This window comes from Rummeliibacillus pycnus, from assembly GCF_002884495.1.
In the GTDB taxonomy this organism is placed as follows: Bacteria; Bacillota; Bacilli; order Bacillales_A; family Planococcaceae; genus Rummeliibacillus; species Rummeliibacillus pycnus.
In genome coordinates, this window is sequence record NZ_KZ614145.1 from 3,435,287 (window position 1) to 3,461,761 (window position 26,475).

Genomic DNA, 26,475 nt, shown 5'->3' on the forward strand with positions numbered 1-26,475 from the left:
TATTTGAATCAATTTAGTAAATACCTTTCCATTAAAGCTTTATTGAAAGAAATGAAATTGACTAATAAAAGAGGGAATTGAATCCATGTCAAGAAAAAATAAAGTAAGTTTTCGGACAATGTTGATGGCTCCAATTATTTTAATCATTATTTTATCCTCTGCTATTATTGCATATGTAAGTTATGATAAAAACAAGAAAGTCATTATTCATTCTGTTGAACAGCAAATGCTCTCTTCTGCAGAGGTACTAAATCAAAAAATCACCATGTTAAAAGCTACCACTACAAAAGAACAGTTTGATCATAAATTATCCTATGCGCTAACTCAAACTAGAAATAGCTTTAAATCATCAGCATTAATACCCATGCAATTTAAAATAACAAATGAAGGAAAGGTAGAGTCATTTAATGAATTTAAGAGTAATATTCCGAAAATTCCAAATGATTTCATCGAAAAACTCTACCAACAAAAGAATGGCATTGTACATAATAACGGAGTCACTTATGCTCTGTCATATCAAATGGAACTAGGTGGATCAGTATATGTAATTGCATTATACGATAAAGATTACTTAAAGCCTGTATACAATTATCGGAATTTATTGGTTAGTATGACGCTTCTTACTGTACTAATTGCCAGCCTAATAGGATTTTTTATGATAAGTAAAGTGACCAAACCGGTTCTTTCTTTAAAAAAATTAATGGATAAAGTTTCTGAAGGTGATTTACAAACAAGAATAAAAATTGGTCAATCCAGTAAAGAAATCTATTCATTATCGATAGGTTTTAACCAGATGGTCGATCGTCTTCAATCATTAATGTCTCATTTAGAATTGAGTGCGAAACAGGTAACTCAATCATCTGACAGACTAAAAATAACATCTTCAGAATCTAGGCAGGCTATAGAACAAATATCATTGGCAATAGAAGAAGTAGCAGGGGGAACAGAAGTACAAGTAGATTCTGCTACACTAGCTGCAAAACAGGTTTCTGATATCTCAATTGGCATGAATCATGCTGGTCAAAGCATTCATAGTGTCGAAAATTCAGTTAATAAGGCTTTAACAATAGCAAATTCAGGGAATAAACTAGTTAATAATACAGTTGAACAAATATCACTAGTTGAAAAAACTGTTGAAAACACAGCTGTAATGCTTGAATCATTACAGTTAAAATCAAAGGATATCGATCAAATACTAAATTTAATAAGCGAAATATCCACCCTAACGAATCTTCTTTCTTTAAACGCAACGATTGAAGCGGCACGCGCAGGAGAACATGGGAAGGGATTTGCTGTTGTTGCACAAGAGGTTAGAAAACTATCAGATCAATCAGAGCAAGCAGTCATGCAAATTAAAGAAATAACAGATAAAATTAGAAAAGAAACAGATGAAGTCGCTCTATCGATGAATCAAGGATTAAAGGTATTAAAAGAAGGAATTATTATGGTAAATCAAACAGAAGAATCTTTTGGAGATATTGTAAAAGCTGTTAGAAATGCCACAGATGAAACGAAGGACGTTTCTACTATTGTAGATGACGTTAATATAAAAACTAAAAATATGGTAAATCGTATGGAGCAAATATCTTCAATTTCTGGACAATTGGCCGGAACTATGCAACATATTTCGGCTGTTACAGAAGAACAACAAGCATCTATGGATAATGTTTCAGATGAGTCGGTTGCTCTAAACAATTTAGCGAAAGAATTGGAAAATATAATAACTAATTTTAAAGTGTAATTTAATCTTTTTACCTAATAGATATAACTTTGTGATGCCCAATCGAAGGATTGGGTTTTTTTATAGAGAAAACCGAGAAAAGAGAAAATTCCCCGTGTAGACATGTAACATGCACGAGGAATAGGTAAGAAAAGCGCCCCTGATGGAAGTATCATTTTACCCCCATTATTAACGGGCAAGTGTGTATATAAGGAGGGAAAAACTGCCCGAAAAAGCCGATTGGTTCAACTAACCATCAGTGGGGAAAAGCCCCCCTCTGATGGAAGTTTCACTTTATGAAATAACTTCTTCTTTTACTTTCACTACTCGCAATACTTCTTGTAATGCATTTATTTCGTTATCGTTTAATGGGATAATTGGTAAACGAACGCCGCCGACAGGAATACCTTTGAGATTTAATGCAGCTTTGACAGGTGATGGATTTGGTGCTGCAAATAGTCCATTGAATATTGGAAGGTATCGACGATGATCTTGTGCAGCTTCTTGTGTATTACCATTTTTGAATTTTGTAATCATTGCTTGCATTTCATTTCCAATAATATGGGAAGCCACGGAGATTACACCTGTAGCACCAATAGATAATGCCGGTAATGTTAGGCTATCCTCGCCAGTGTAAACTGAAAATTCTTCAGGTGTTTGGCTAATTGTTTCAGCCATCGCATCTAAATTACCACTTGCATCTTTAATCGCTACGATATTTGGAATTTGTGCTAATCGAACGACTGTTTCAACTGCCATATTGATGACACTTCGACCTGGGATATTGTAAAGTACAATTGGCAGTGTTGTTGCTTCAGCAATTGTTTTAAAGTGTTGATATAATCCTTCTTGGGAAGGTTTGTTATAATATGGGACTACGAGCATAATACCATCCACGCCTGTATCCTCTGCAAGTTTAGTTAAGTTCACAGAAGCTCTTGTATTGTTTGAGCCGGTACCAGCTATAACAGGAACTCTTCCAGCAACAGTGTCTACTACAAATTTAAATAATTCTACTTTTTCTTCTGTTGATAACGTAGGAGATTCTCCAGTTGTACCTGCAACTACTAAACCGTCTGTTCCATTAGCGATTAAATAATTGATTAAGTTTTTAGTAGCTGGGAAATCAATTTCTCCATTTTGATCAAATGGTGTCACCATAGCAGTTAAAATTTGTCCAAAATTCATTACTTCTCCACATCCTTAATTATTTTATATAAATAAAATAGAGGGAGAAGGGCAATTAGTAAGATAACGCAAAAAAGCAACAACGAGGCTACGTTGTTGCAGTAGAAACAGGATCATTTCTGTGCGTATGATAGCCCTCCATATAGTTTCCTACATGACAGTTCTGTATTTATTCAACAACAGAACCAGCTTCGAGAAAAATGAGATTCTCTCCACTTCGGCAAATCCCCCTTTCCACAAATCTCAACGGACCTCATTATCCTCCAAGTGTGTACTAATGGTTTTTGCGCCTCTATCCTTACTTCAAAGAAATATTGAAATAAGTGAATATTTAATTATTGGAATAATACCATTTTTTTTATAGGATTGCAATGACTTAAGTGAAAGTTGTATAGGAAATGGATAAAAATTGATTAACTAACGAATTATAGATTTTCTATCGGATATAATTTATTTAGGAAGGAGGATATCTGAATGAGGAAAATAGTTAATGACTTTGCTGGAGCGATATATGATTCTATTAAATGTTTCATAAGAAGCTTTGCTTATTTTATGAGGTTTAGTATTCCAATTTATATATTTGTTTGGTTCATAAAATTTTTCACATAACCTTTTAGGGTTTCAAACTATGATTGCTTGATTGATCATCAGTATATGTATTTAAATAGGAGGCATAAAATGACAAGAGGCGAAAACGAAGATGAATTATGGGACATATATGATAAAGAGCGAAAATTAACAGGTAGAATACATAGAAGAGGGGATAAATTGGCTGAAGGAGATTATCATCTAGTCGTTCATGTCTGTATTTTTAATAGCAAAAATCAGCTATTGATTCAACAGAGACAACCATGGAAGAAAGGTTGGCCAGATATGTGGGATCTAACTGTTGGAGGATCTGCAGTAGCAGGAGATAGCAGTACCACAGCAGCAGAAAGAGAAGTAAAAGAAGAAATAGGGCTAGATATTGATTTAACAAATGAAAGACCGCGATTTACGATCAATTTTCCAAATGGATTTGATGATTATTATTTGATTACCAACGATGTGGATTTAGAAGAATTACATTTACAGGAAGATGAAGTGCAAGCTGTAAAATGGGTAGATAAAGAGGAACTATTGCAAATGGTTGAGAATGGTGAGATGATTCCTTATTATTTTCTGAATACTATTTTTGAGTTGAAAAATTTCTGGGGGTGCTGGGATCCTTCAGCAAAGAGTTATATTCTGAAACGATAGGGAAAATTCTATAAAACGATAAGAAGAAAAGTTTCCTTTATAATGGAAGTAATTCTATACATGATCCATTTATGAGAGGAAGAGGCAATTGTCGATCATTTACGAAGTTATTTCTGAAGATGCAATAAGTTACATCAAAGATCTATGTAATGAATTAATGGCGTATCAACAGTCTAAAGCAACTGTTCATCCTGAGTTGTTTGATAACATGAATTTTGAAACGAGAATGATTCCTTCAGTCAAGAGTGCTAAGAATAACTACATTATTGTAGCCAAAGATGGTAATGAAATTGTTGGGTATGCATATAGTAATATTTCACCGAAGGAAACGTATTCCAATGATTTTGCCACTTTAAATTGCGATGCTTTCTTTGACTTTGAATCAGTAAAAAATAATAATGTAGGCAGTCTTTCACAATTTTACATTAAAGATGGTTATCGTAGGTTGGGCATAGGGTCTGTTTTGTTCAAAAAGTCGATGGATTGGCTGAATACATTTGAGCATATAAGTGATATTTTTATATTCGTGTCAGAAGGAAATGATCAGGCTTTGAAATTTTATCAAAGAAAAGGCTTTAATATCAGTCATCAGATTTTAGATGGGTTTATCACAGTACTAAGAAATACTTAAACTACATTTAGCAAAACTTTTGTAAAACAGATACAATAGTGAAAAGTATTGTAGCTGTTTTTTGATATATGTTTAATGGATCATAAAATAAATGATTACATATTGCCTTATTCCTTATACATATCACAGTACCATGTGACCTTGCGAGATATTTTTATAGTATGGTATTATAAATTGCTCCAACTATTTTTAGGAGTCGTTTCTACGTATACTATTCATTTTTATTTAATTCAACTATAGAAGTTAGTTTTAAAGTTAGAATTGAACGTTTTAAGATTACTATATTGATATTTTTTTATAGAAGAAATATGATGATTGTTGGGAATAGAAATGAAATTAAAAGAATAGAAATGAGTAAAAGGGAGGTTTATGAATTTTGGAGAATAAAAATAATTATGTTCCATCAAAGTTTAATGCCTTATCTAAAACGGATGATGGAGGCGTCATTTTATACAATAGTTATACAGGCGCCATTGTTGATTTTTCAGAAGAAGAAAAAGCAGAAGTCATGGGTTCTTTAAAGAGAACGGGGACAGCTGCATTAGATAGTGATGTAAAAAAAGCTATGTTTGATAATGGTTTTATTGTTCCCGATAATGTAGATGAGAAGAGACGAGCAGAATATTTGCACCAATCTATGCACCGTACAGATATGTTGCACCTGATCCTTATGACAACAGAACAATGTAATTTCCGTTGTACGTATTGCTATGAAACATTTGCACGTGGCAAAATGACAGACGAAACAAAAAGTGGTGTAAAAGCATTAGTAAAAGAACGAGCTACTACTCTAAATAATTTACATATTAGCTGGTTCGGTGGTGAACCATTACTTGAATTAGGAATCATCGAAGAATTGTCTAATTCATTTATGGCAGAAGCAAAAGAAAATAAAATCGATTATTCTGCTGACATTGTAACAAATGGATTCTTTTTAACAAGAGAAGTTTTTGAAAAATTATTATCTTGGGAAGTACGTCAATATATGGTGACAATTGATGGTGTTCAAGCAGTACACGACAGTCGTAGACATATGGCAGGCGGTCAAGGAACATTTGAACGAATTATTGAAAATCTAAAAGCTGTTAAAGAAAGTACTGGTCAGTTTGATATGACAATTCGTGTCAACTTCGATGAAGACAATTTACAAGAAACTGGCGAATTAATTGATTTCTTAAAAGAACACTTTGCTGATGATAAGCGCTTTGGCGTATTCTTCCGTCCTGTTGGTAGATGGGGTGGAGAACATAATGATGAAATTCCTACATGTACACACATTACAGCTAATAAAAAAATCTGGGAATTCACAGAAACAGCTATGGATAAAGGCATTAGTATGAGTAATATGGTTACAGGCTCTTTAATGCCAACTGCATCTGTATGCTATGCTGCTAAACCAAATGCTATGGTTATTGGCTCAAATGGTCAATTATACAAATGTACAACTGTTTTAGATGAAGAAGTAAATAAAGTTGGCCATATCCATGCTGATGGTACTATGGATCTTGATTATGATAAGATCGCTTCTTGGGTAATGTCTGGGGAAGAAACAGACTCTGTTTGCCAATCATGCTTCTACCGTCCTGCGTGTCAAGGAAATCACTGCCCATGGTATCGTGTAGTATCTGGAGAAAGACCTTGTCCATCTGAAAAGAAAAATATTAAAAAAGTATTAAATCTTGTTTGGAGAAATAGCTTACAAAAAGAAAAAGTGTAATAAGACGCTATGAAATAGTAGAGAGCTTCTCTAAATCATCGTATTAGTGCTAATATTATAGATAGCTGTTGTATTTTTCAGCATAAAATTAATAATTGGAAAGAAAGGGGGTGAGATGAATGCGCGTACTTAGCCCTGCAGCATCTCCAGTTCAAAAAGTAAAATCTGGACGTATCATGAAATCTGTACCTGGTAACTTAAAATAGTAATGGTGACAGTTAACCACAATAAAGTCCCTAATCTTCATTTGTGAAGATTAGGGACTTTGTTTTTGGAGATGTAATTAATGTTCTTCATATACAATAAGTTTCCGTTCGGCTAAAGCTGTTCCACCATGAAAACGAGAATGAAGGGCTAACAAATTTTCTAGAGTAGTGATTTTTTTTGCAGTAATCCTCTCTCCAGCCATCAAGAGAGGGATGCCAGGAGGATAGGGAATAACCATTTCACCTGAAATTTTACCAATCGCTTCGTTAAATGATAGTTGTTGTATCTTTGTTTGCTGCATCTCAGTGTAAGATAAAGACAAAGTGACGATTTTTTCGGTTTCTTCCCAATTACCAGTAGATTCATACTCTTTCGTTCTATACTGAGATTTAACAGCCGACGTGATTAATGTAGCTGTTTGATCAAATGGATAGCTTTCTCCTTTTTTTACTAATGGCAATACGAGTAAAACATTTTGAGGATCTGCTAATTCAGAGTAGATCCCTTTTTCTTCAAGGAGAGCCTGAAGATCATAGCCACTAAGTCCACAATTTGAGCGAATACTTATTTTTAATGGATCCATCCATACTTCTTCCGGAGGTTCCAATACATCAATTTCCGGGATAGCGGACAACAAAATTTTAAACTGAGAAATTTTTTTTATAAGTGAATCTTGATCATCTTGTGAGTAAGAAGCCAAATATGCTCGTGCTAGATCAAGTGACCCCATTATTGGATAAGATGGACTGCTCGATTGAAGCATTTGTAAATAAAACTCAACTCGATTTACATTTACCAATGAACTGTTAACATGCAAATAAGAGCCCATCGTCATTGCAGGCAACGTTTTATGTGCGGAATGAACGACAACGTCTGCGCCCATCTCAAGTGAACTTTTAGGAAATGGTGATGGTAACGAAAAATGAGCCCCATGTGCTTCATCAACAAGAATGGGAATTCTTTTTTTATGTGCTAACGCAATTACATTCGTTAAATCATGTCCAAGCCCATAATAATTAGGATAGGTTAAAATTATTGCTTTTGAGTTAGGATACATTTCTAATGCTTCTGCAACAATCTTAAAATCTAGGCCCCCAGCAATCCCCCATTTTTTATGGAACGTTGGGGATAAAAAAACAGGTTTTACATTTGCTAACATCAATCCATGGAGAACAGACTTGTGACAATTGCGTTGAACGAGGACAGTATCGCCTTCACTACATGATGCTAAAATCATTGCTAGATTACCTACTGTTGACCCATTTACAAGAAAGTAACTTTTCTTTACGCCATATAACTCTGCTAATAATAACTCTGCCTCTCGTATAGGGCCAACAGGTGCGTGCAAGTCATCTAATCCTGTTAATTCTGTGGCATCAATAGAAAGTAAACGCTTGTATAAATAGTTGCCTTTTTCTAAAAAAACTTTTCCGTTTTTATGGCCAGGTACATGATAGGATACTTTATCATTCTTATAGAAATTCTCTAAAGCATCATATAACGGCGTCTGAAATTGATTCATATACATCTTCCTTCGAACTAATTTTTCATATTATTATTTTACCATTTGGCTAGCTCTTCATTAGCGAATCATATTGCCAATTTTTGAAATAGCGTATAATTATAATATAACCTATGAATAGATTTCTTAAAGGTTAGGAATATTAAAGAAATGGATGATCAATCGAATGAATGATACAAAAAAATTTCCATTACTATCAGGAAATCTTTCACTAGATTTAGTGAATACAGAACTTGTAAAGCGTGGTCAACGTCAGGACCTATTATTGACGGAAGAGGATGTAATTGATTGGCTTTATACAATAAAAGAAAACAATTCATTTTGGAATGCACAATTATTCCAAAAGATTAAAGAGAGAATTGGACAGGTATTTTTATGTATTTTAGAAATGCGTACGGTTTTAAGAACAGAGTTTGAATCAATAGCCAATAAAAAGCCAATATCGGATAAATTTATCGTTTATTTAGAGAGGAAAATTAAAAAGGCACCATTTACTTATAAACTAGTAGAACAAAAACTGGTTCCTATACCAATTGGAGAGATAGAGGATGTTCTTTTATCGTTAATCGCTTTTAATGCATTAACTTTAATTGAAACCAATCGTTTAACATTTATCAAGAGATGCTCGAATCCGGAGTGTGTACTTTTATTTATCGACGAGAGCGGAAGACGTAAATGGTGTTCGATGAAAATATGTGGGAACAGAAAAAAAGTATCGAGATTTCAACATAGGCACATAGAAGATCATTAAAAGAACCTACTTTCAGAGTGGGTTCTTTTTTTCTGCAAGTATAAACTAACCTGTAAATAACTGTTTGACAGGTTAGTTTATTTTCTGTAAAGTGAAATATAAATAAGAGGAGGTAAATTATGGAGAAGACAACAATAGAAAAAAATTCATTTATTTTTACCCGCTATATATCTAAAATGAAGGGAACAGGAAAAAGTCCTTTAAAAGTTAATGTAAAAGACTCAGCAACAGGACTAATTGGTGGATTTCTAACGATTTTTGCGTTAGTTTGTTTAACAAATATGACATCTTCCCAATGGCTAATGGCTCCATTTGGTGCTAGTTGTGTATTAGCATTTGGTATTTGGAATGCACCGTTATCACAGCCAAGAAATATTATTGGAGGACATTTTGTGTCTACATTCATCGGTTTAGCTACTTATCATATTATGGGTGATGAGCCTTGGGCAATTGCTTTGGCTGTTGGCTTAGCCATTGCTGTGATGATGCTCACAAAAACAACCCATCCGCCAGCAGGTGCAGATCCACTCGTTATTATGTTCGAAGCATACAGTTGGAGTTACTTGATTATGCCGGTTTTCATAGGCTCTGTTATCATCGTTCTCTTTGCATTGTTCATTAATAATCTGCGAAGTAATAGGAGTTACCCAACCTTTTGGATATAATCTCTAACATTAGTAATGTAGATTAAAATGGTAGAAGGACAGTTTCATTTTAAAAAAATTTGTTTGATAAAGTCTTTTGTTATTGGAAATAATACATGGTAACGAGAGCAGAATCGTTCATTCATTTTTAATAAAGGTGTGACAATATGAAAAAAGCAGTATTTTTAGACCGTGACGGAGTAATAAATGAAGTATTAACAGATCGAGTTAAATTTGTGAATAAACCACAAGATCTTTACTTCTTACCCGATGTTCCGGAAGCTATCAAGAAATTGAATAATTTCTTTGACTACATATTTGTGGTGACCAATCAGGGCGGTGTTGGATTAGGGTTTATGAAAGAAACTCAACTTAACAAAATCCACGATCATATGATTGCTGAATTAAAGAAAGAAGGAGCCATTATCCATGATGTGGCTTACTGTGCGCATAAGCCAAAAGCTGGCTGTGAATGTCGTAAACCAAAACCAAAATTAATTTTAGACTTAAGTAAAAAATATACGATTGATTTATCGAAATCCTATATGGTGGGAGATACCGATACAGACATTATTGCGGGGAAAAAAGCAGGTACAAAGGGAGTCTTTTTAGGAGAAAGTGATCCGCTTGCAGATGCAGTTTTTCCCGACTTAATAAGCGCGGTTGACTGGATGATAGAAGATTCAAAAGCTTGAATGAATAGTTTTAAAGAAGCTACATGAAGAGGAGACGAAAGGTTAAGAGGTATCTTATTCTTTGATTAATGATTCAATGCCCAAACTAATTCTTTGACACAAACTTTTCAGACGAATACGATAGAAGTAAACAATTTCCAAGTAATAACCAGGAGGAATAAGAATGACAAATTTGTTTGAAAACTATACACTTCCAAACGGAATATCACTGCGAAATAGAGTGGTGATGGCGCCAATGACGACATATTCAGCTAATGACGATGGTACAGTGTCAGATGCAGAAATAGCTTATTATACGAACCGTTCAAAAGGTGTCGGTATGGTTGTAACTGCTTGTACACATGTGACAGAGAATGGTAAAGGTTTTCCTGGTCAGTTTGCAGGATATGCAGATGAATTTATTCCGAGTTTGAAAAGAGTAGCAGATGCAATTCACAAAGGTGGAGCAAAAGCGGTGCTTCAAATTTATCATGGTGGAAGACGTAGCATCCCTGAAGAAGTGCCCAATGGTGAAATTGTAAGTGCTAGTGATGTTGCTTTTCCCGGAAACGCAACACCACGACCTTTGACAATAGAAGAAATTAAAGAAATCATCGGAGCATATGGTGAAACCACTCGTCGTGCGATTGAAGCAGGATACGATGGTGTTGAAATTCATGGTGCGAATACGTATTTACTTCAACAATTCTTCTCAGGCTACACAAATCGAAGAAAAGATAAATATGGTGGTTCTATTGAAAATCGTATGCGCTTTCCATTAGAAGTTGTAGATGAAGTAAGAAGTGTTGTCGCGAAATTTGCATCTAAACCATTTATTGTTGGGTATAGATTTTCTCCTGAAGAGGAAGAAGAAACAGGAATTACAATGGATCAAACGGTACAACTTATAGATGCTCTTGCTGATAAGAAGTTAACCTATTTACACGTATCGCAAGGAGAATTCTATACTAAGCCTCATCGTTTTAGTGGAGATAAAAATAAATCACGTGTTGAAATCTTATTAGATACCATTCATGGTCGTACGCCATTAATTGGAGTTGGTTCAATTTATTCGTTAGAAGATGCTGAAAAGGCAAGTGAATCTGGTGTAGATTTGATCGCCTTAGGTCGTGAGCTCTTAATTGAACCAAATTGGGTACAAAAAGCTGAAGCAGGAGATGGTCATATCCCTACGAAGATGGATAAGACAAAACAAAAGGAACTTATTATTCCAGATCCAATGTGGAAGATGTTACATAGACCAGGATGGATTCCAGGAATGTAAAATGTATAATATATAATATTTTGAAAAAACAGGGAATTTAAGAGGGTTTTTTGGAATAATAGACGAAAGGGTCATAGATAGAAAATCTATGACCCTTTTTTTAATTTTTTTACAACTTAAAAATTGTACAAGTTTTCCGTCATCAAGGGGATAGTATGTTCATAAATTAGCTCAGTAACTAATTGAACTTAAAGAAGGGGTACTAGGAAAAAGCAACAAGGAAAATAATTTATAGATGGGAAGGAATTTGTGAAATGAAAAGACTTTTGGTTTTATTATTGTCAAGTATTGCAATTATTACAATTGTTTTTACAACAGTTACTAATGAAGCAGTGCAAGCAAAAACGATGTGGGGAAAAATAGAATTTAAAAATGGAATGATTGGCAAAGTAAAGATCATCCAAAATACCAATCAATATAGTATTAGTAAAAACAAACTAAAGAAAGGTCAAAGTATTAAAAAAGGAAAAGAATATGGAGTATATTCTTACTCAAAAAGTTATGGTGGAATCTATAAAATTGGCAGTAATAAATATGTAAAAAAGACCAAATCAATTAAGTATTACAAGGCATCCAAAAAGTTGATTTATAATGTAAAGAAAGATAGAGCCGATTTAAGTACTTCTGAAATTGCGAAATTAAACGATGATAAAGTCGCTTTAATCGAAGTCAATGTTCAGAATGGAAAATCTCAGGGAAGCGGTGTTTTAGTTGGTAATGGTTTAGTATTAACAAATGAACATGTTATAAATGGTATGAGGAGTGGCACAATCACCCTTAATAATGGCAAAAAATATAAAATAAAGGGTGTAGTAGTAAAGGATAAAACAAAGGATTTAGCTTTGATAAAAACGAATGACAAGATAACAGGTATAAATTCTGTGAAAATTGGATCATACAAAAGTTTAGCAAAGGGGCAAAAAATTGTTGCGATCGGAAGTCCCTTGGGATTACAAAATACCGTTTCTGAAGGGATTGTAAGTTCATTTAGAGTGTCAAATGGTGTAAAACTTATTCAAATTAGCGCACCTATTGACCATGGCAGTTCTGGTGGAGGATTATTTAATAAAAAAGGTGAATTAGTAGGGATTACTTCGAGTGGCTATAATAGTAATGCTGATTTGAATTTTGCAGTAGCGATAGATGAAATGAGTAGTTGGAATAAGTATTTTAAAATGAACTATAATGACATCAAGGTTTTACCTATAGACAACCTGTCCAATGTTCCAATTTTAGGGAATATTGCATTGGGAATGACAAAGGCACAAGTAAAGAAATTAGAAACTGCCACACTATACCAAGAAAATTCCAATAGTCTAGCATATAAAAATAAATTGATATTTGAGTATACAGCCAATGTGATATACGAATTTAAGGATGATAAATTAGTAGCAATCAATATTTTCCATGATGTAGTGAACAATCAAGATGATCTAAAATTATTAGAGGCATATTTTTTGGCAATGTACGATAAAATTTCAGCAATATATGGAGAATCTGATAGCTTAGATACAGATTGGTATGATGACGAAGATGGCTACAGCATAAGTGCATTCTGGGATGAGGATACAGAGGGAATCTTATTAACTTCTACAATCATGGATGATTTCTCATCATTTGGAGGTATTCGTATCGCTCTTAAATAATATCAAATATATCTAACACTTTCCTTGCAGTAAAGAACAGGGTATTAACTAAAATTATTCTGTCAATACTATCCATAAAGGAGGTGTTGTATGATGGCAAAGGATGTTCTTTGTGAAGTAAGTAACTGTACATTTTGGCAAAAAGGGAATCAATGTACTGCTCACGAAATTTATGTAGTCAGCAATAGAGGGACGCAAGCCTCTACTACTGAGGAAACAGATTGTAAAACATTTGAACCAAGAAAATAATGTTTTCATACATCTGGATAACCTATAGTGGGTTATCCTTTTGTTATGATTAGTATTGATAATAATTATCATTTTCATACTAATTATTTTATATTTGATTTACTGGATTTTGGTCCAATCCAAGTAAAAACGAATTGTATTTATTATTGAACAAATTATATATGTATAGAAGTTAATTGGAGAGACTTTTTATATGGATGGATCTCTGTATTATAACAATATGAAAATTGACAAACTGTTTTATTTAAAAACTTGACAGAATCTTTCATTAATAGTAATATAATTTTCAAGAAGTATATTAGTAGATAAATTAATTAAAATATAGTGAGCTTTAGCAAAGAGTTATATGTAATATGGCTATTTGAAAAAGTATATCTATATATTAACACAATCATGAAATGTAAAGCACATCCGTATTATTAGGATGCTGCTGTTCTATAAAGAGGTAGGCTATTTAAAACCCAAATGGGCTAGTTAAAAGTAAACCGATAATTTCCAATTTTAATGGTGATTTAACCGTTAATATTAGAGATTATCGGTTTTTATTTTGTTAATTATTTTTGAGCTTTAATAAAAATATATTTTTTACGCTAATTATGTGAAATTAACTAGTTAGATTTTGATTTTACATGTCATCCATTTCAAGGGGAGGATGTTGGGATGTTGAATTTCTTAGATTATATTTCTTGGTCGACAATTTTTTTCGTATTACTAGGGGTTTCTGTATGTAGTGGTTTTATGATGTTACTTCCTAAAACACCTTTAAATTATGTTCGTTTTCACATAGGAATCATTGCTTTACCCCCAATTACAGCTCTATTCGCTCTAGTTTTTAACAATGAGAGTGTGATAATAGGACCTTGGCATTTTGATTCTTTATCATGGCTATGGTCAACATTCGTTTTAACAATTGGGTTAATTGTACAACGATACTCTGTTCGCTATTTACTAGGTGATCAGTCTTACAGAAAGTATTTTACATTACTAACAGTCACTACAATTGCTGATTCACTTGCTTGGCTTAGTGATGATTTACGCCTTCTTTTAATCGGATGGGGTGTTACTCTGTTAGGATTGACAATGCTTATAGGCCTAAGAAAAGAATGGAAAGTTGCTCGAGAAGCATCTAAAATTTCAGGACGCTATTTTGCCATCAGTTGGGTGATCTTGTTAATTGCAGTTGTATGGATTTCTCAAATTACTGGACAATGGCAATTATCTGAAGTTCTTAGTCATAATAACCTTTCACAATTAAATGTGTGGGAGAAAACTTCTATTAATCTATTGTTACTTTTCTCAGTTATTATTCCAGCAGCACAATGGCCATTCCAACGTTGGTTGTTAGATTCAGTTGTTGCACCTACACCTATTTCTGCAGTCATGCATGCAGGAATCGTGAATGCTGGTAGTATAATGCTAACTCGATTTGCTCCTTTCTATAATGGCGATGTAGTACAAGTTGTTTTACTTGTTTTAGCAAGTGTCTCTGTTTTAGTTGGAACAGGCATAATGCTTGTACAAGTGGACTATAAACGACAACTTGTAGGCTCTACCATCGCACAAATGGGGTTCATGTTAATCGAATGTGCGTTAGGAGCATATCTAGCAGCTATTACACACGCAGTATTACATGGTCTATTTAAATCGACTCTATTCTTACAAGCTGGTTCTGCTGCTCAATATAACGAACCAGTTACTCGAAAAACTCAATTATCTTCATTCGTGTGGATGATTATTGGAGGAGGTTTAGGGCTACTGTTAGGATTTGCATTTTGGTTAACTTCTCCGGATGAAGGATACCAACTAGTTAGTGCTTTAATCTTAGGCTGGTCTGTGGCACTTGCTTGGACACAACTTGTTGCCTTTGGAGCTGGTCATATTGGACGTATTACGGGAATCATTCTATTTGCAGGAGCAGCCCTTGTATTCCAAATAGTACACACTGTATTTAATAAACTATTGCATGATGCAATCCCAAGCGGAATCCAACAATCTATTTCAATGGGTATTTTACTTTTAGTAATATTATTGGTTGCTAGTTCAATTGGAACATGGTTTATTCGCAAAAATTCAAAAGCTTCAATTGCTATCTATCTATGGCTTATTCGCTTAGGTGAGCCAAAAAGAAAATTAGTAGAAAGCCATCCAAAGTATCTAACACAATTGTTATCTCGAGGGGGTAATGTACATTGAGTACTGCAGTCACATTAAACTTTGAAAAAGAATCTGATTACCTTAATTTTGATATTAATGATTTGGTGAAATCTGCAAGTGAAGTAATTGTACCTCTAGGACACATCAACTCGTTTGCAGCACGTAGTCCATGGGCAGGATTAGAACACCAAACGTTTGAACAAGTAGCGCGTCGTCTAAAAGACACTTGTGATGTAGATATATATCCGAATCATGCGTTGTTAAAATCTGCATTCGAAAAAGGTGAGATCAACAAAAGGTTTTTAGAAGAAGGAATGAAAAAGTGGCTTGAAATACAAGATTTAGACATTCCAAGAAGTGTAGCTGAGCAGTATTGCCGTAATGCCCTAGAGATGAATCAGAAACCTTATCATACATCTGTGGGACCAGAAGTAGAACAAATAGCTAAAAAAATGAGTCATTTTAAAAACCAAATTCCTAAGAATTATACAGTGCTTACCTATAGCCAACGTATAGAAAAAACGGGGAAAGAGAGTATTGCTGAAGATCTAAATCTTCATATCATTAAATGGTGTAAATTATACCTAGATGAATCACAAGCAGTTTGGTCAATGCCTAATCGTGAAGAGGGATTTTATCGCGCATGGAAGGCAATGATTCAATATGATCCAGCATTGAACCATGGTATACGAAAACAGTTGAAAACATTGTCTGAAGATGCAGAACAAGTATTAACAGAAGTGTTGATCAATTTGGGAATCCCTCAAGCTCAACTACAAGATTATCTTGAAGCACATTTACTAGCATTACCTGGCTGGGCTGGTATGATGCTTTGGCGTTCACAACAATCTAGTCAAGAGGAAAAACTACTTCTAGACTATCTAGCAATCCGAATTGCAATGGAGTGGGCTATGGTAGAGACACATCTTCCATTACCTACATCTAAAGTAGAAGATCAGGTATTAATTGAACCACTGCTATTAAGTTGGGCACAATGGGGAGATATGCCGATTGGTGAGTGGACAAAACTAACTTCAACAAAAGCGATAGCACGCTTGTTACTTGCTGATCGTTTTGATCAATTTGTTCGCAATCATCTTTGGTTGGAAGCGTGGGAAAAAACATATGAAGTTCAATTGAAAGAAATGATTTTGTCAAAACAACCTAAAGCTGCTCAACAAACAAAGAATGTAATGGCACAATTTGCTTTTTGCATTGACGTACGTTCAGAACCTTTCCGTCGCCAACTAGAAAAAGTGGGACCTTTTGAGACATTTGGAACGGCAGGATTCTTCGGATTGCCAATCGAAACAACGGAACTTGGTAGTGCGCATAGCCATGAATCCTTACCTGTAATGTTCAAACCACAATATAAAGTAATCGAATCATCCACTGATGTGGATTTAAAACACTATAAGCAACGTACAAACGCTGCTAATTCAATAAGTCACACATTTAAGACGATGAAACATAACATGTTATCAAACTTATTACTACCAGAGATTAGTGGACCTTGGCTTAGTTTGCAAACTTTGGCTCGTAGCTTTGTACCTCAAAAAGCAGGGTATGCTATGCGAAAAATAAGGGAAAAATGGCTATACAAACCTTCTACCAAACTTTCACTTGAGCATATGCATACACTGGATTCAGAATTACAAGTAGGATTTTCTGAAAAAGAGCAAGTATTGTATGCTAGACAAGCTTTAAATATGATGGGTCTAACAAATCATTTTGCTCCACTAGTTGTTATTTGTGGTCATGGCAGCCATAGTACCAACAATCCATATTCTTCAGCTTTAGATTGTGGTGCATGCGGAGGGGCTTCTAGTAAATTTAATGCACGTGTATTAGCCACTTTATGCAATCTTCCAAAAGTAAGAGCAGCGTTGGAGACGGAAGGAATTGTGATACCAGAAGAAACCGTTTTTGTAGCTGCTGAGCATATTACAACACTTGATGAACTTCATTTCGTATATGTTCCTCAGCTTTCTAAAACAGCAAAAGAATCATATGATTGTATACAAAAAAAATTGCCAAAAGTTCGTGAGGAAGCAAATGCAGAACGAATCGAACAGCTACCAACTTTAGATTCACATTATAAAAATCTAAAAGAAGAGGTTCAACGTTTTGCCGAAGATTGGAGTGAAGTTCGTCCAGAGTGGGGGTTGGCTCGTAATGCAACATTTATCATTGGTGAACGGAAACTTACTGAAGCATGTAATTTAGAAGGACGGGCATTTCTTCATAACTATCAGTGGAAGAATGATGTTAATGGTGATATACTTGCGAAAATTATTGCTGGGCCAGCTAAAGTTGCCCAATGGATTAACCTACAATATTATGCGTCTACTGTAGCGCCACATTATTATGGTAGTGGTAACAAGACTACACAGACAATAACCTCTGGTATTGGTGTCATGCAGGGAAATGCTAGTGATTTAATGTCAGGACTTCCATGGCAGTCTGTTATGCTATCAGACGAAGAGGCTTACCATGAACCATTACGCTTGTTAATCGTAATTCAAGCACCTAAAAAGCATATTGAACGGCTATTAGAACGTGATCAAGCATTTCTTCAAAAACTACAACATGGTTGGATCCGTTTAGCTTCGATTGATTCTGAAGGACATTGGGAAAGCTGGTCTTAACGATTTCTCAATAGTGACCAACTATTAAATAAGAGATTTCATGTTAAGTTAAAGATGGATTTATGAAATTCATTAAATAGAAGTATTTTTTATAGGGGATAGGAATTATGGATAAAACAAAAGGAAATCTAGAATCAGAAATAAGTAAAGCATTAACGCACTGGGAAAAAAGCTATCTTGGCCGTGGATCGGTTTCAGTAAAATCGGATATCTTACGCGATATGGTAATTGTAGTATTGCGTGGGATATTAACGCCCGCTGAATACTCAGTATGTAAAAATAAAGAAGGGTTACTATCAGTAAAAGAGCATCGAAATAGTTTGGTTGAATCTGGTTTGGATGAGCTGAAGCAAATTATTCTAGAGATAACAGGCGAGGAAGTAGTAAGTTTTCATACAGATCTTAGTACACAAACAGGAGAACGAGTTATACTCTTTAAACTTTCAAATGATTTACAAAGCAAATTATCGTAAAGGGATAGATTGAAGGCATTATTCTTTTTCACTGATATAAATATTATAGTACTTAGGGGTGGAATTGATGTTTATAGATGGAAATAAAAAAGTGCTATTTGTGACTGGAATGGATCCAGAATTAGAATTAATACTAAACCAACTAAAGAGTAATTATCGAGATAATATCATTATCTTACAAAGCTATAGACAATTAATTTTACAACCTTTTGATGATTTTATGAGAGATATTATCCTTACGATCTATAATGAAAATATTGATCAAATTTTCTTGATTGATTCAAAAAAAGATCCAAAGAATTCAGGGAAACTCATGAATAAAATATATGAGAATAAGGAATTATTAGGTAAAATGCAAACAGTAGATTACCTTTTTAAAAATTGTATACCAGAATTTTCTGATGGGAGTGTCAGAGAATGGTTAGAAGGAAGCAACACTTTATCAAATAGTTTGCAGAAGAATATCAATATTATTCGAAACCATCCTTTGATTCCATCTGATGTAAAAGTAACTGAATTATTTATTGATCACGAGAACATGAGATTAACAGAAAGTGATGTTACTAAGAAAGTATTAATTTAAAGCGCATAATTAATTTTAAATAAAAGGGGCTGGGACAGAACAAAATTAGTCCCTCCCAAAGCCGAAAAAAATATATACGAAATGTTCGTGCTTTTTGTACAAATTCTTTTTATGAACTGGGTTTGAACTGGGTTCAATCGAATAATAATAAAAGAAAAATCCGAACAAATGTGGAATTTTAAATAGAATTTCACATTATAGTTCGGATTTTTCATAGTTAAAAAACCTTTGTCCCAACCTCTTAAAAAGTTATTAAATAAAACAAAATTAAGATAGTTCCAAATCATCTAATGTTAAAAGTAATTTGTGTAAATCAATAATGCAATCTTCAACATGATAACAGCAATCAAAGTGTAGGCTATAGATAATAGATGTGATTTTATTTCTTAAGTCAGCTATTTCTATGTTATGAGAAAGATTTTGCTCTAAGTGATTCATATTAGGACTTCCTTTCATACTATTTTTTTACTAGTATGTATAAAGAATATAAGAATTATTCTAGTTAATGAAAATATATTATGAACAAATACTTAGAATTTGAAAAACATAAAGAGAATTATACTTATCAATTTGCTAAGACTATTTTAGCCTTATAGATTTAATAATTGGGTATAATTATTGAAAATAGATATAAGGGAGAAAATATGGAAAAGAGCAAGATTAGTTATAATACAGTGGATGAATATATTGCACAATTTCCTACCGATGTTCAGGAAAAGCTACAAATGTTAAGAAAAATCATAAAAGATGCTGTACCAAATGTTGGTGAAAAAATAAGTTACCAAATGCCTACTTTTACTTTTAGAGGAAACTTAGTCTATTTTGCAGCTTATAAAAAGCATATTGGATTTTATCCGACTTCAAGTGGTATTAATGCTTACAAAGATGAATTACAACAATATAAAATGGGAAAAGGATCTGTTCAATTTCCGATAGATGAGCCATTACCTTTTGAATTAATTAGGAAGATTGTTCAATTTAGAGTGGCTGAGAATATAAAAAAAATGAAAACCAGTTCCTGAAAAGTGGAACTGGTTTTTCAATAATTTGAATTGATTTATTTTTTGGATTGTTTTGTTTGTCTTTCCCAAGATGCGAGTGAAGGGTAAGGGTCGAATGCCCATTCTGTTCTTCCATTGAATTTATAAATACCATAATGGAGATGTGGTGGGAATTTCCCAGATGTTCCTTCTTTCCCATATCCAGAACTACCGACATATCCTAAGATTTTGCCAGGTTCGACAACATCGCCAACATGAATATCCTTACTAAAAGAAGAGAGATGTGCATAATAATGATACGAATTATTTTGATCTCGAATGCCAACGCGCCATCCACCAAATCTGTTCCAACCCTTGATTTCAATTATCCCATAGGATGTAGAAAGAACTGGTGTCCCATAGCTAGCAAAAAGGTCAGTCCCTTCATGAATTCTTCTGCCACCCCAACCTCTATTGTCTCCCCAAGTACTTCTGTAACTGTAGTCATAGTTTAACGGTAATGGAAATACGTGTTTACTGAGATCTGGAGTATTGAAATGTTTATAGAGAGTAGAAATAGTCAGAATTTGTTTGACCACAGATTCGCTTTTGTAATAATCCCATAGTGCTAACTTAAAATCATTTTCTGTAGGTCCAAATCTGCTTAGGTAACTAGCCATCGTGTACATGATATCCTCATCGTCATCTGAATTAGCAATTCCATCTTTGTTTCCATCAAGACCCATGCCACCGAAATAATCTATAGTTGAAGGCGTTGTATCTTGGCTGTAAGGATTTAATGCGCCTGCCCAAAATTCATCTGAAAATTGAATAGCAATAATGCTATCACGCTTAGGTATGTCTTTACGAACGGATTGTATGTTCCTTTCATACTGATCAATAGCTGCTAAAAAGTACCAAGGAACAAGTAAATCTTCATATTTTACATAAAAGGACATGCGCTGATTTAGAATTTCCTCTCTAGAAGGTGCTTCATTTGCAGATGCAGAAGTGGATAAAATGGTACCACATAACAAGGCCATTGCGAATAAGGAAATAAAATAACGAGACAATTAAAAAATCCTCCTTTCCATCCTACATAGAATAACCGAATTTTAATATTCCATAAGTGCAGCTTACATAAAGTAAATTAATTAGTTGATGCTAATTGGGAAATACAGATTAAATTAGTAAAAGTCTGATTGGCTCAACAACCATCAATAGAAAAGAAAGAAACCGTTCATTGATGGAATTTTCACTGAATAAAAAGTTTTTTCGTTGCCTTAACATGTCTAATTTGTAGCTATTTGTACGATTTTTTTAGGAAGAAAATTCGACAATAGCTTGGTTGTGGTTATCATTAATTCTCTAACTTCATACTATGTTATAAAACAGGCCTGAATGGAGGGAAAACTATAGACATTTTAAATAAGTTCAAGAGTTACCGTGAAGAAGAAAACAGGCTAAAATGGGAAGGGACTTTTGCAGAATATTTAAGTATTGTGAAAGAAAGACCAGAAGTTGCTCAAACAGCCCATTCACGGGTATACAATATGATTAAAAGTTCTGGGTTACAAGAAAGAGATGGCAAAAAATTATATCACTTTTTTGGGCAGGAAATTTTTGGACTTGAAACAGCTATTGAAAAATTAGTGGAGGAATATTTCCACCCTGCAGCTAGAAGACTAGATGTCCGTAAGCGTATTTTATTATTGATGGGACCTGTAAGTGGCGGGAAATCCACAATTGTAACGTTATTGAAGCGAGGGCTTGAACAATATTCGAGAACTGATGAAGGTGCTGTATATGCGATTAAAGGTTGCCCTATGCATGAAGACCCACTACATTTAATCCCTCATCATCTGCGTAATGATTTTCATGAAGAGTATGGTATCCGAATAGAGGGTAATTTATCTCCGTTAAATACAATGAGACTTGAACAAGAATATGATGGCAATATTGAGAATGTAATGGTTGAACGTATTTTCTTCTCAGAAGATAAGCGTGTTGGTATTGGTACCTTTACACCATCTGATCCGAAATCACAAGATATCGCGGATTTAACAGGTAGTATTGATTTCTCTACTATAGCAGAATTTGGATCTGAATCAGATCCGCGAGCTTATCGTTTTGATGGTGAGTTAAACAAAGCGAATAGAGGAATGATGGAGTTCCAAGAAATGCTTAAATTAGATGAGAAATTTCTATGGAATCTTTTATCATTAACTCAAGAAGGAAACTTTAAAGCAGGTAGATTTGCACTAATCAGTGCAGATGAATTAATTGTTGCTCACACTAATGAAACAGAATATCGATCCTTTATAGCCAACAAAAAGAACGAGGCACTTCACTCAAGAATTATTGTAATGCCGATTCCATATAATTTAAAAGTTAGTCAGGAAGAACGAATTTACGAAAAAATGATCAAAGAAAGTGACATGTCCCACATTCACATTGCACCCCATGCATTAAAAGCTGCAGCTATTTTCTCAGTATTAACAAGACTTGAAATCCCGAAAAAGCAAGGAATTGATTTAGTCAAGAAAATGCGTCTCTATGATGGAGAAAGTGTAGAAGGATATAATTCAGTTGATGTGGAAGAATTGAAAAAAGAGTATCCAAACGAAGGCATGAATGGAATTGATCCTCGTTATATTATTAACCGAATTTCTTCAGCTATTATACGTAAGAAAGTACCATCTATAAATGCATTAGATGTATTACTTTCTCTTAAAGACGGGCTCGATCAACATGCTTCAATTAGTCAGGAAGATAAAGAAAAATATATGAATTACATTGCAGTCGCAAGAAGGGAATACGATGAAATTGCAAAAAATGAAGTCCAAAAAGCATTTGTGTATTCGTATGAAGAATCTGCAAAAACCCTCATGAATAATTATCTCGATAATGTAGAAGCTTTTTGTAACAAAAACAAACTTCGAGATCCGCTTACTGGAGAAGAACTGAATCCAGATGAAAAACTAATGCGCTCTATAGAAGAACAGATCGGCATTTCGGAGAATGCGAAAAAAGCATTCCGTGAAGAAATTTTGATTCGCATATCTGCTTATGCAAGAAAAGGAAAACGATTTGAATATAATTCTCATGAAAGATTACGAGAAGCGATTCAAAAGAAATTGTTTGCTGATCTAAAAGATGTAGTAAAAATTACAACATCATCTAAAACCCCAGATGAATCTCAACTTAAAAAGATCAATGAAGTTGTTGCAACATTGATAGATGAACACGGATATAACTCAACTTCTGCAAATGAGTTGTTACAATACGTAGGTAGCTTATTGAATCGTTAACGGTTGAATAGGAGTGTCCACAAATTTTAAGGACACTCCATTTTTATATCTTAAAAAGTTAAATTATCTTAAAAGTTAGCATAGTATAAGGAAAGAGATTTTTTTACTACAATGATTTACATAATGTGCTTTTTTAGAAAATGGATAAAAATTTTTTAATAATAGATGGGTGAGGATAAAAGTGACTGAAAATTCAAATAAACATTTTGTTATCTCTCAGGAAAATTGGTCTCTCCATCGCAAAGGACACCAAGATCAACAACGTCATATGGAAAAAGTAAAGGAAGCCATTCAAAATAATTTACCTGATTTAGTAAGTGAAGAAAGCATTATTATGTCTAATGGTAAAGATGTAATCAAAATACCAATTCGTTCTTTAGATGAGTATAAAATTCGATATAACTATGGAAAATCTAAACATGTTGGTCAAGGAAATGGAGATAGTAAAGTAGGCGATGTAGTTGCCCGTGATTCAAGTGGGGAAAGTAAAGGTCCCGGAAAAGGGAAAGAGGCTGGAGACAAAGCTGGTGAAGATTACTACGAGGCAGAAGTAAGTATTGAAGAAATTCAGAATGTCTTATTTAAAGAGTTAGAGCTGCCTAATTTGCAAGAGAAAGAAATGGCCGATATAACAACCGAAAAAATTGAATTTAACGATATCCGCAAAAAAGGACTTATGGGGAATATCGATAAAAAGAGGACCATTTTAAATGCTATTAAACGTAATGCAATGAAAGGTAAGGCTGAGATTACGCCTATTTTGAATGACGATTTACGATTTAAGACATGGGATGAAGTTGTAAAACCTGAATCGAAAGCAGTTGTCCTTGCGATGATGGATACAAGTGGATCGATGGGAAGTTTTGAAAAATATTGTGCACGTAGCTTTTTCTTCTGGATGACAAGATTTCTACGCTCTAAGTATGAAACGGTTGAAATTGAATTTATTGCACATCACACGATTGCCAAAGTTGTAACAGAAGAAGAGTTTTTCACAAAGGGCGAAAGTGGTGGTACGATTTGTTCTTCAGCTTATTTAAAAGCATTAGAACTTATAAATGAGAAGTATAATCCAGCACGATATAACATCTATCCTGTTCACTTTTCTGATGGAGAAAATATGTCTACAGACAATGAAGCTTGCATTCGATTGGTGCAAGAATTAATGAAAGTTTCTAGCATGTTCGGCTATGGAGAAGTAAATCAACATAATCGCTTTTCAACCTTAATGTATAACTATAAAAAAATTGAGAATTCAAAGTTTCGTCATTATGTTTTAAAGACCAAAAATGATGTTTATGAAGCATTAAAATGCTTTTTCCAAAAAGAACAGCCTGAAGAAACTAAATGATCAAAAGTTTCATTTCCAAATAAAATATGCGCGGAGGGATTCAAAGATGGAAAAGGAGCTTCATCAGGCGATTGATGAAATTACTGAAATTGCGATAGGGTTTGGTTTGGATTTTTACCCAATGCGCTATGAGATTTGTCCAGCAGATATTATTTATACATTTGGAGCATATGGTATGCCAACTCGTTTTTCCCATTGGAGCTTTGGCAAACAGTTTCATAAAATGAAGCTACAATATGATTTGGGTTTGAGCCAAATTTACGAACTTGTCATTAATTCTAATCCTTGTTATGCATTTTTACTTGATACAAATACATTAACTCAAAATAAACTCATTATTGCTCATGTTTTAGCACATTGCGATTTTTTCAAAAACAACGTTCGTTTTAAGAATACAAGAAGAGATATGGTTGAAAGTATGACCGCAACGGCAGAACGTATTGCTCATTATGAATTGCTCTATGGTAAAGATGAGGTTGAACAGTTTCTAGACGCTGTCTTAGCCATTCAAGAGCATATAGATCCGTCGATATTGAGACCTAATTTAATGAAGAGTGACTATGAAGAGGAAGATGAAGAAACTGTTGCATCAAAAACGCCATATGACGATTTATGGAATTTGGATCAACCAGAAAAAGAACAAAACACAATCCGTTATAAAAAGAAAAAATTCCCACTTAAGCCAGAAAAGGATTTATTATTATTTATCGAGATGCATAGCCGTGAGTTAGAAGAGTGGCAACGAGACATATTGACAATGATGCGAGAAGAAATGCTCTATTTTTGGCCACAATTAGAAACCAAAATTATGAACGAAGGCTGGGCTTCTTACTGGCATCAACGTATCATGCGAGAATTAAATTTAACAACAACTGAAACGATTGATTATGCGAAGTTGAATGCTGGTGTTGTACAGCCATCAAAAACATCGATTAATCCATATTATTTAGGAATTAAGATTTTTGAAGATATTGAAAAACGATATGACAATCCAACTGAAGAAATGAGAAGATTGGGTGTTAAACAGAATTCTGGTCGAGAGAAAATTTTTGAAGTAAGAGAAGTAGAATCTGATATGTCATTTATCCGTAACTATTTGACCAAAGATTTAGTCAAACAAGAAGACCTTTACTTATTTGAAAAGAAAGGTTCTGACTATCGCATTACAGATAAAGATTATGCAGCCATAAGAGATCAACTGGTATCGACGAGAGTAAATGGTGGGTTTCCCTATATTGTAGTGGAAAATGGAGATTATTTACGAAATGGCGAATTGTATTTAGTACACGGCTATGAGGGAATGGAACTTGATCCTCATTATTTGGAACATGTGTTACCATATATTTATCAATTGTGGGGACGCCCTGTTCATATTAGAACAATTGTAGAAGATAAATTTGTTCTTTATTCAAATGATGGTAAAAAGAATTCTAAGAAATTTTTATAAAGTAAAAAACTAACCCATGAATGTTGAATTCATGGGTTTAGTTTTGGGCTGATAT

Annotated in this window: 21 protein-coding genes and 1 riboswitch; of the genes, 18 read left to right on the forward strand and 3 right to left on the reverse strand. The window is 34.0% G+C overall.

All coding sequences use genetic code 11. The features are described 5' to 3' along the window. The first annotated feature begins 85 nt into the window (after positions 1-85). The gene (locus CEF14_RS16825) at positions 86-1,741 is read left to right on the forward strand and encodes a methyl-accepting chemotaxis protein (protein WP_102693891.1); all 1,656 of its coding nucleotides are present in this window, start codon (positions 86-88) and stop codon (positions 1,739-1,741) included. A gap of 273 nt (positions 1,742-2,014) precedes the next feature. Here CEF14_RS16825 and dapA read toward each other — a convergent pair whose 3' ends face one another. Next, positions 2,015-2,908, reverse strand: a complete 894-nt coding sequence (dapA, locus tag CEF14_RS16830; RefSeq protein ID WP_102693892.1) for a 4-hydroxy-tetrahydrodipicolinate synthase — start codon at positions 2,906-2,908, stop codon at positions 2,015-2,017. 123 nt (positions 2,909-3,031) lie between these two features. Continuing rightward, positions 3,032-3,211: riboswitch (Lysine riboswitch) on the reverse strand. A 375-nt stretch (positions 3,212-3,586) separates the two neighbouring features. Between dapA and CEF14_RS16835 the strand changes: the two genes are divergently transcribed. The 3 genes from CEF14_RS16835 to CEF14_RS16845 all read left to right on the forward strand — a co-directional run bounded on the left by CEF14_RS16835 (position 3,587) and on the right by CEF14_RS16845 (position 6,495). Next, positions 3,587-4,147, forward strand: a complete 561-nt coding sequence (locus CEF14_RS16835) for an NUDIX hydrolase (RefSeq protein ID WP_102693893.1) — start codon at positions 3,587-3,589, stop codon at positions 4,145-4,147. Between the two features lie 88 nt (positions 4,148-4,235). After that, positions 4,236-4,778 (forward strand): GNAT family N-acetyltransferase, encoded by a 543-nt coding sequence (locus CEF14_RS16840; RefSeq protein ID WP_102693894.1) that lies wholly within the window; start codon positions 4,236-4,238, stop codon positions 4,776-4,778. Between the two features lie 376 nt (positions 4,779-5,154). Continuing rightward, a complete protein-coding gene (locus CEF14_RS16845) occupies positions 5,155-6,495 on the forward strand; it encodes a radical SAM/SPASM domain-containing protein (protein ID WP_102693895.1) in 1,341 nt (446 codons plus the stop codon). Positions 6,496-6,778: 283 nt separating this feature from the next. On the opposite strand, the gene CEF14_RS16850 is transcribed toward CEF14_RS16845, so the two are convergent. Continuing rightward, on the reverse strand, positions 6,779-8,224 hold the full coding sequence (locus tag CEF14_RS16850; RefSeq protein ID WP_102693896.1) for an aminotransferase class I/II-fold pyridoxal phosphate-dependent enzyme: 1,446 nt from the start codon (positions 8,222-8,224) through the stop codon (positions 6,779-6,781). Between the two features lie 166 nt (positions 8,225-8,390). Here CEF14_RS16850 and CEF14_RS16855 point away from each other — a divergent pair, with 166 nt between their 5' ends. The 11 genes from CEF14_RS16855 to CEF14_RS16905 all read left to right on the forward strand — a co-directional run bounded on the left by CEF14_RS16855 (position 8,391) and on the right by CEF14_RS16905 (position 20,353). Next, positions 8,391-8,975 carry a CGNR zinc finger domain-containing protein gene (locus CEF14_RS16855; protein ID WP_102693897.1) on the forward strand — a complete coding sequence of 195 codons (585 nt, stop codon included), beginning with the start codon at positions 8,391-8,393 and terminating at the stop codon, positions 8,973-8,975. Between the two features lie 119 nt (positions 8,976-9,094). Then, positions 9,095-9,640, forward strand: coding sequence for an HPP family protein (locus CEF14_RS16860; RefSeq protein WP_102693898.1), 546 nt, complete (start codon positions 9,095-9,097; stop codon positions 9,638-9,640). A 146-nt stretch (positions 9,641-9,786) separates the two neighbouring features. After that, entirely contained in the window at positions 9,787-10,314 is a 528-nt protein-coding gene (locus CEF14_RS16865) for a D-glycero-alpha-D-manno-heptose-1,7-bisphosphate 7-phosphatase (protein ID WP_102693899.1), read from the forward strand. Between the two features lie 163 nt (positions 10,315-10,477). Further along, positions 10,478-11,578, forward strand: coding sequence for an NADH-dependent flavin oxidoreductase (locus CEF14_RS16870; protein ID WP_102693900.1), 1,101 nt, complete (start codon positions 10,478-10,480; stop codon positions 11,576-11,578). 254 nt (positions 11,579-11,832) lie between these two features. Continuing rightward, positions 11,833-13,224, forward strand: coding sequence for a S1C family serine protease (locus CEF14_RS16875; protein ID WP_102693901.1), 1,392 nt, complete (start codon positions 11,833-11,835; stop codon positions 13,222-13,224). Between the two features lie 93 nt (positions 13,225-13,317). Further along, complete coding sequence (locus CEF14_RS16880) at positions 13,318-13,473, forward strand: DUF1540 domain-containing protein (RefSeq protein ID WP_102694445.1); 156 nt, start codon at positions 13,318-13,320, stop codon at positions 13,471-13,473. A 660-nt stretch (positions 13,474-14,133) separates the two neighbouring features. Further along, positions 14,134-15,666, forward strand: a complete 1,533-nt coding sequence (locus CEF14_RS16885; RefSeq protein ID WP_102693902.1) for an NADH dehydrogenase subunit 5 — start codon at positions 14,134-14,136, stop codon at positions 15,664-15,666. Beyond that, positions 15,663-18,275, forward strand: a complete 2,613-nt coding sequence (locus CEF14_RS16890; RefSeq protein WP_102693903.1) for a DUF2309 domain-containing protein — start codon at positions 15,663-15,665, stop codon at positions 18,273-18,275. Before CEF14_RS16885 ends, CEF14_RS16890 begins: the two co-directional genes overlap by 4 nt. Positions 18,276-18,382: 107 nt before the next feature. After that, entirely contained in the window at positions 18,383-18,748 is a 366-nt protein-coding gene (locus tag CEF14_RS16895) for a Na-translocating system protein MpsC family protein (RefSeq protein ID WP_102693904.1), read from the forward strand. A gap of 67 nt (positions 18,749-18,815) precedes the next feature. Beyond that, positions 18,816-19,331, forward strand: a complete 516-nt coding sequence (locus tag CEF14_RS16900) for a carbonic anhydrase (RefSeq protein ID WP_102693905.1) — start codon at positions 18,816-18,818, stop codon at positions 19,329-19,331. 644 nt (positions 19,332-19,975) lie between these two features. Beyond that, entirely contained in the window at positions 19,976-20,353 is a 378-nt protein-coding gene (locus CEF14_RS16905) for an iron chaperone (RefSeq protein ID WP_102693906.1), read from the forward strand. A gap of 35 nt (positions 20,354-20,388) precedes the next feature. Here the strand turns inward: CEF14_RS16905 and CEF14_RS16910 are convergent, their stop codons facing one another. Next, positions 20,389-21,384, reverse strand: a complete 996-nt coding sequence (locus CEF14_RS16910; RefSeq protein ID WP_407690463.1) for a M23 family metallopeptidase — start codon at positions 21,382-21,384, stop codon at positions 20,389-20,391. 342 nt (positions 21,385-21,726) lie between these two features. Here CEF14_RS16910 and CEF14_RS16915 point away from each other — a divergent pair, with 342 nt between their 5' ends. The 3 genes from CEF14_RS16915 (at position 21,727) to CEF14_RS16925 (ending at position 26,420) form a co-directional block, all read left to right on the forward strand. After that, on the forward strand, positions 21,727-23,622 hold the full coding sequence (locus CEF14_RS16915; RefSeq protein WP_102693907.1) for a PrkA family serine protein kinase: 1,896 nt from the start codon (positions 21,727-21,729) through the stop codon (positions 23,620-23,622). A 181-nt stretch (positions 23,623-23,803) separates the two neighbouring features. Beyond that, on the forward strand, positions 23,804-24,973 hold the full coding sequence (gene yhbH / locus CEF14_RS16920) for a sporulation protein YhbH (RefSeq protein WP_102693908.1): 1,170 nt from the start codon (positions 23,804-23,806) through the stop codon (positions 24,971-24,973). Between the two features lie 46 nt (positions 24,974-25,019). Then, entirely contained in the window at positions 25,020-26,420 is a 1,401-nt protein-coding gene (locus CEF14_RS16925) for a SpoVR family protein (protein WP_102693909.1), read from the forward strand. The last annotated feature ends 55 nt before the right edge of the window (positions 26,421-26,475 follow it).

Bases quoted from the DNA above. Each gene is read 5' to 3' on its own strand.
- CEF14_RS16825 (WP_102693891.1), top strand. From the start codon at position 86: ATGTCAAGAAAAAATAAAGTAAGTTTTCGGACAATGTTGATGGCTCCA.
- dapA (WP_102693892.1), bottom strand. From the start codon at position 2,908: ATGAATTTTGGACAAATTTTAACTGCTATGGTGACACCATTTGATCAA.
- CEF14_RS16835 (WP_102693893.1), top strand. From the start codon at position 3,587: ATGACAAGAGGCGAAAACGAAGATGAATTATGGGACATATATGATAAA.
- CEF14_RS16850 (WP_102693896.1), bottom strand. From the start codon at position 8,224: ATGAATCAATTTCAGACGCCGTTATATGATGCTTTAGAGAATTTCTAT.
- CEF14_RS16855 (WP_102693897.1), top strand. From the start codon at position 8,391: ATGAATGATACAAAAAAATTTCCATTACTATCAGGAAATCTTTCACTA.
- CEF14_RS16860 (WP_102693898.1), top strand. From the start codon at position 9,095: ATGGAGAAGACAACAATAGAAAAAAATTCATTTATTTTTACCCGCTAT.
- CEF14_RS16865 (WP_102693899.1), top strand. From the start codon at position 9,787: ATGAAAAAAGCAGTATTTTTAGACCGTGACGGAGTAATAAATGAAGTA.
- CEF14_RS16870 (WP_102693900.1), top strand. From the start codon at position 10,478: ATGACAAATTTGTTTGAAAACTATACACTTCCAAACGGAATATCACTG.
- CEF14_RS16875 (WP_102693901.1), top strand. From the start codon at position 11,833: ATGAAAAGACTTTTGGTTTTATTATTGTCAAGTATTGCAATTATTACA.
- CEF14_RS16880 (WP_102694445.1), top strand. From the start codon at position 13,318: ATGGCAAAGGATGTTCTTTGTGAAGTAAGTAACTGTACATTTTGGCAA.
- CEF14_RS16885 (WP_102693902.1), top strand. From the start codon at position 14,134: ATGTTGAATTTCTTAGATTATATTTCTTGGTCGACAATTTTTTTCGTA.
- CEF14_RS16895 (WP_102693904.1), top strand. From the start codon at position 18,383: ATGGATAAAACAAAAGGAAATCTAGAATCAGAAATAAGTAAAGCATTA.
- CEF14_RS16900 (WP_102693905.1), top strand. From the start codon at position 18,816: ATGTTTATAGATGGAAATAAAAAAGTGCTATTTGTGACTGGAATGGAT.
- CEF14_RS16905 (WP_102693906.1), top strand. From the start codon at position 19,976: ATGGAAAAGAGCAAGATTAGTTATAATACAGTGGATGAATATATTGCA.
- CEF14_RS16925 (WP_102693909.1), top strand. From the start codon at position 25,020: ATGGAAAAGGAGCTTCATCAGGCGATTGATGAAATTACTGAAATTGCG.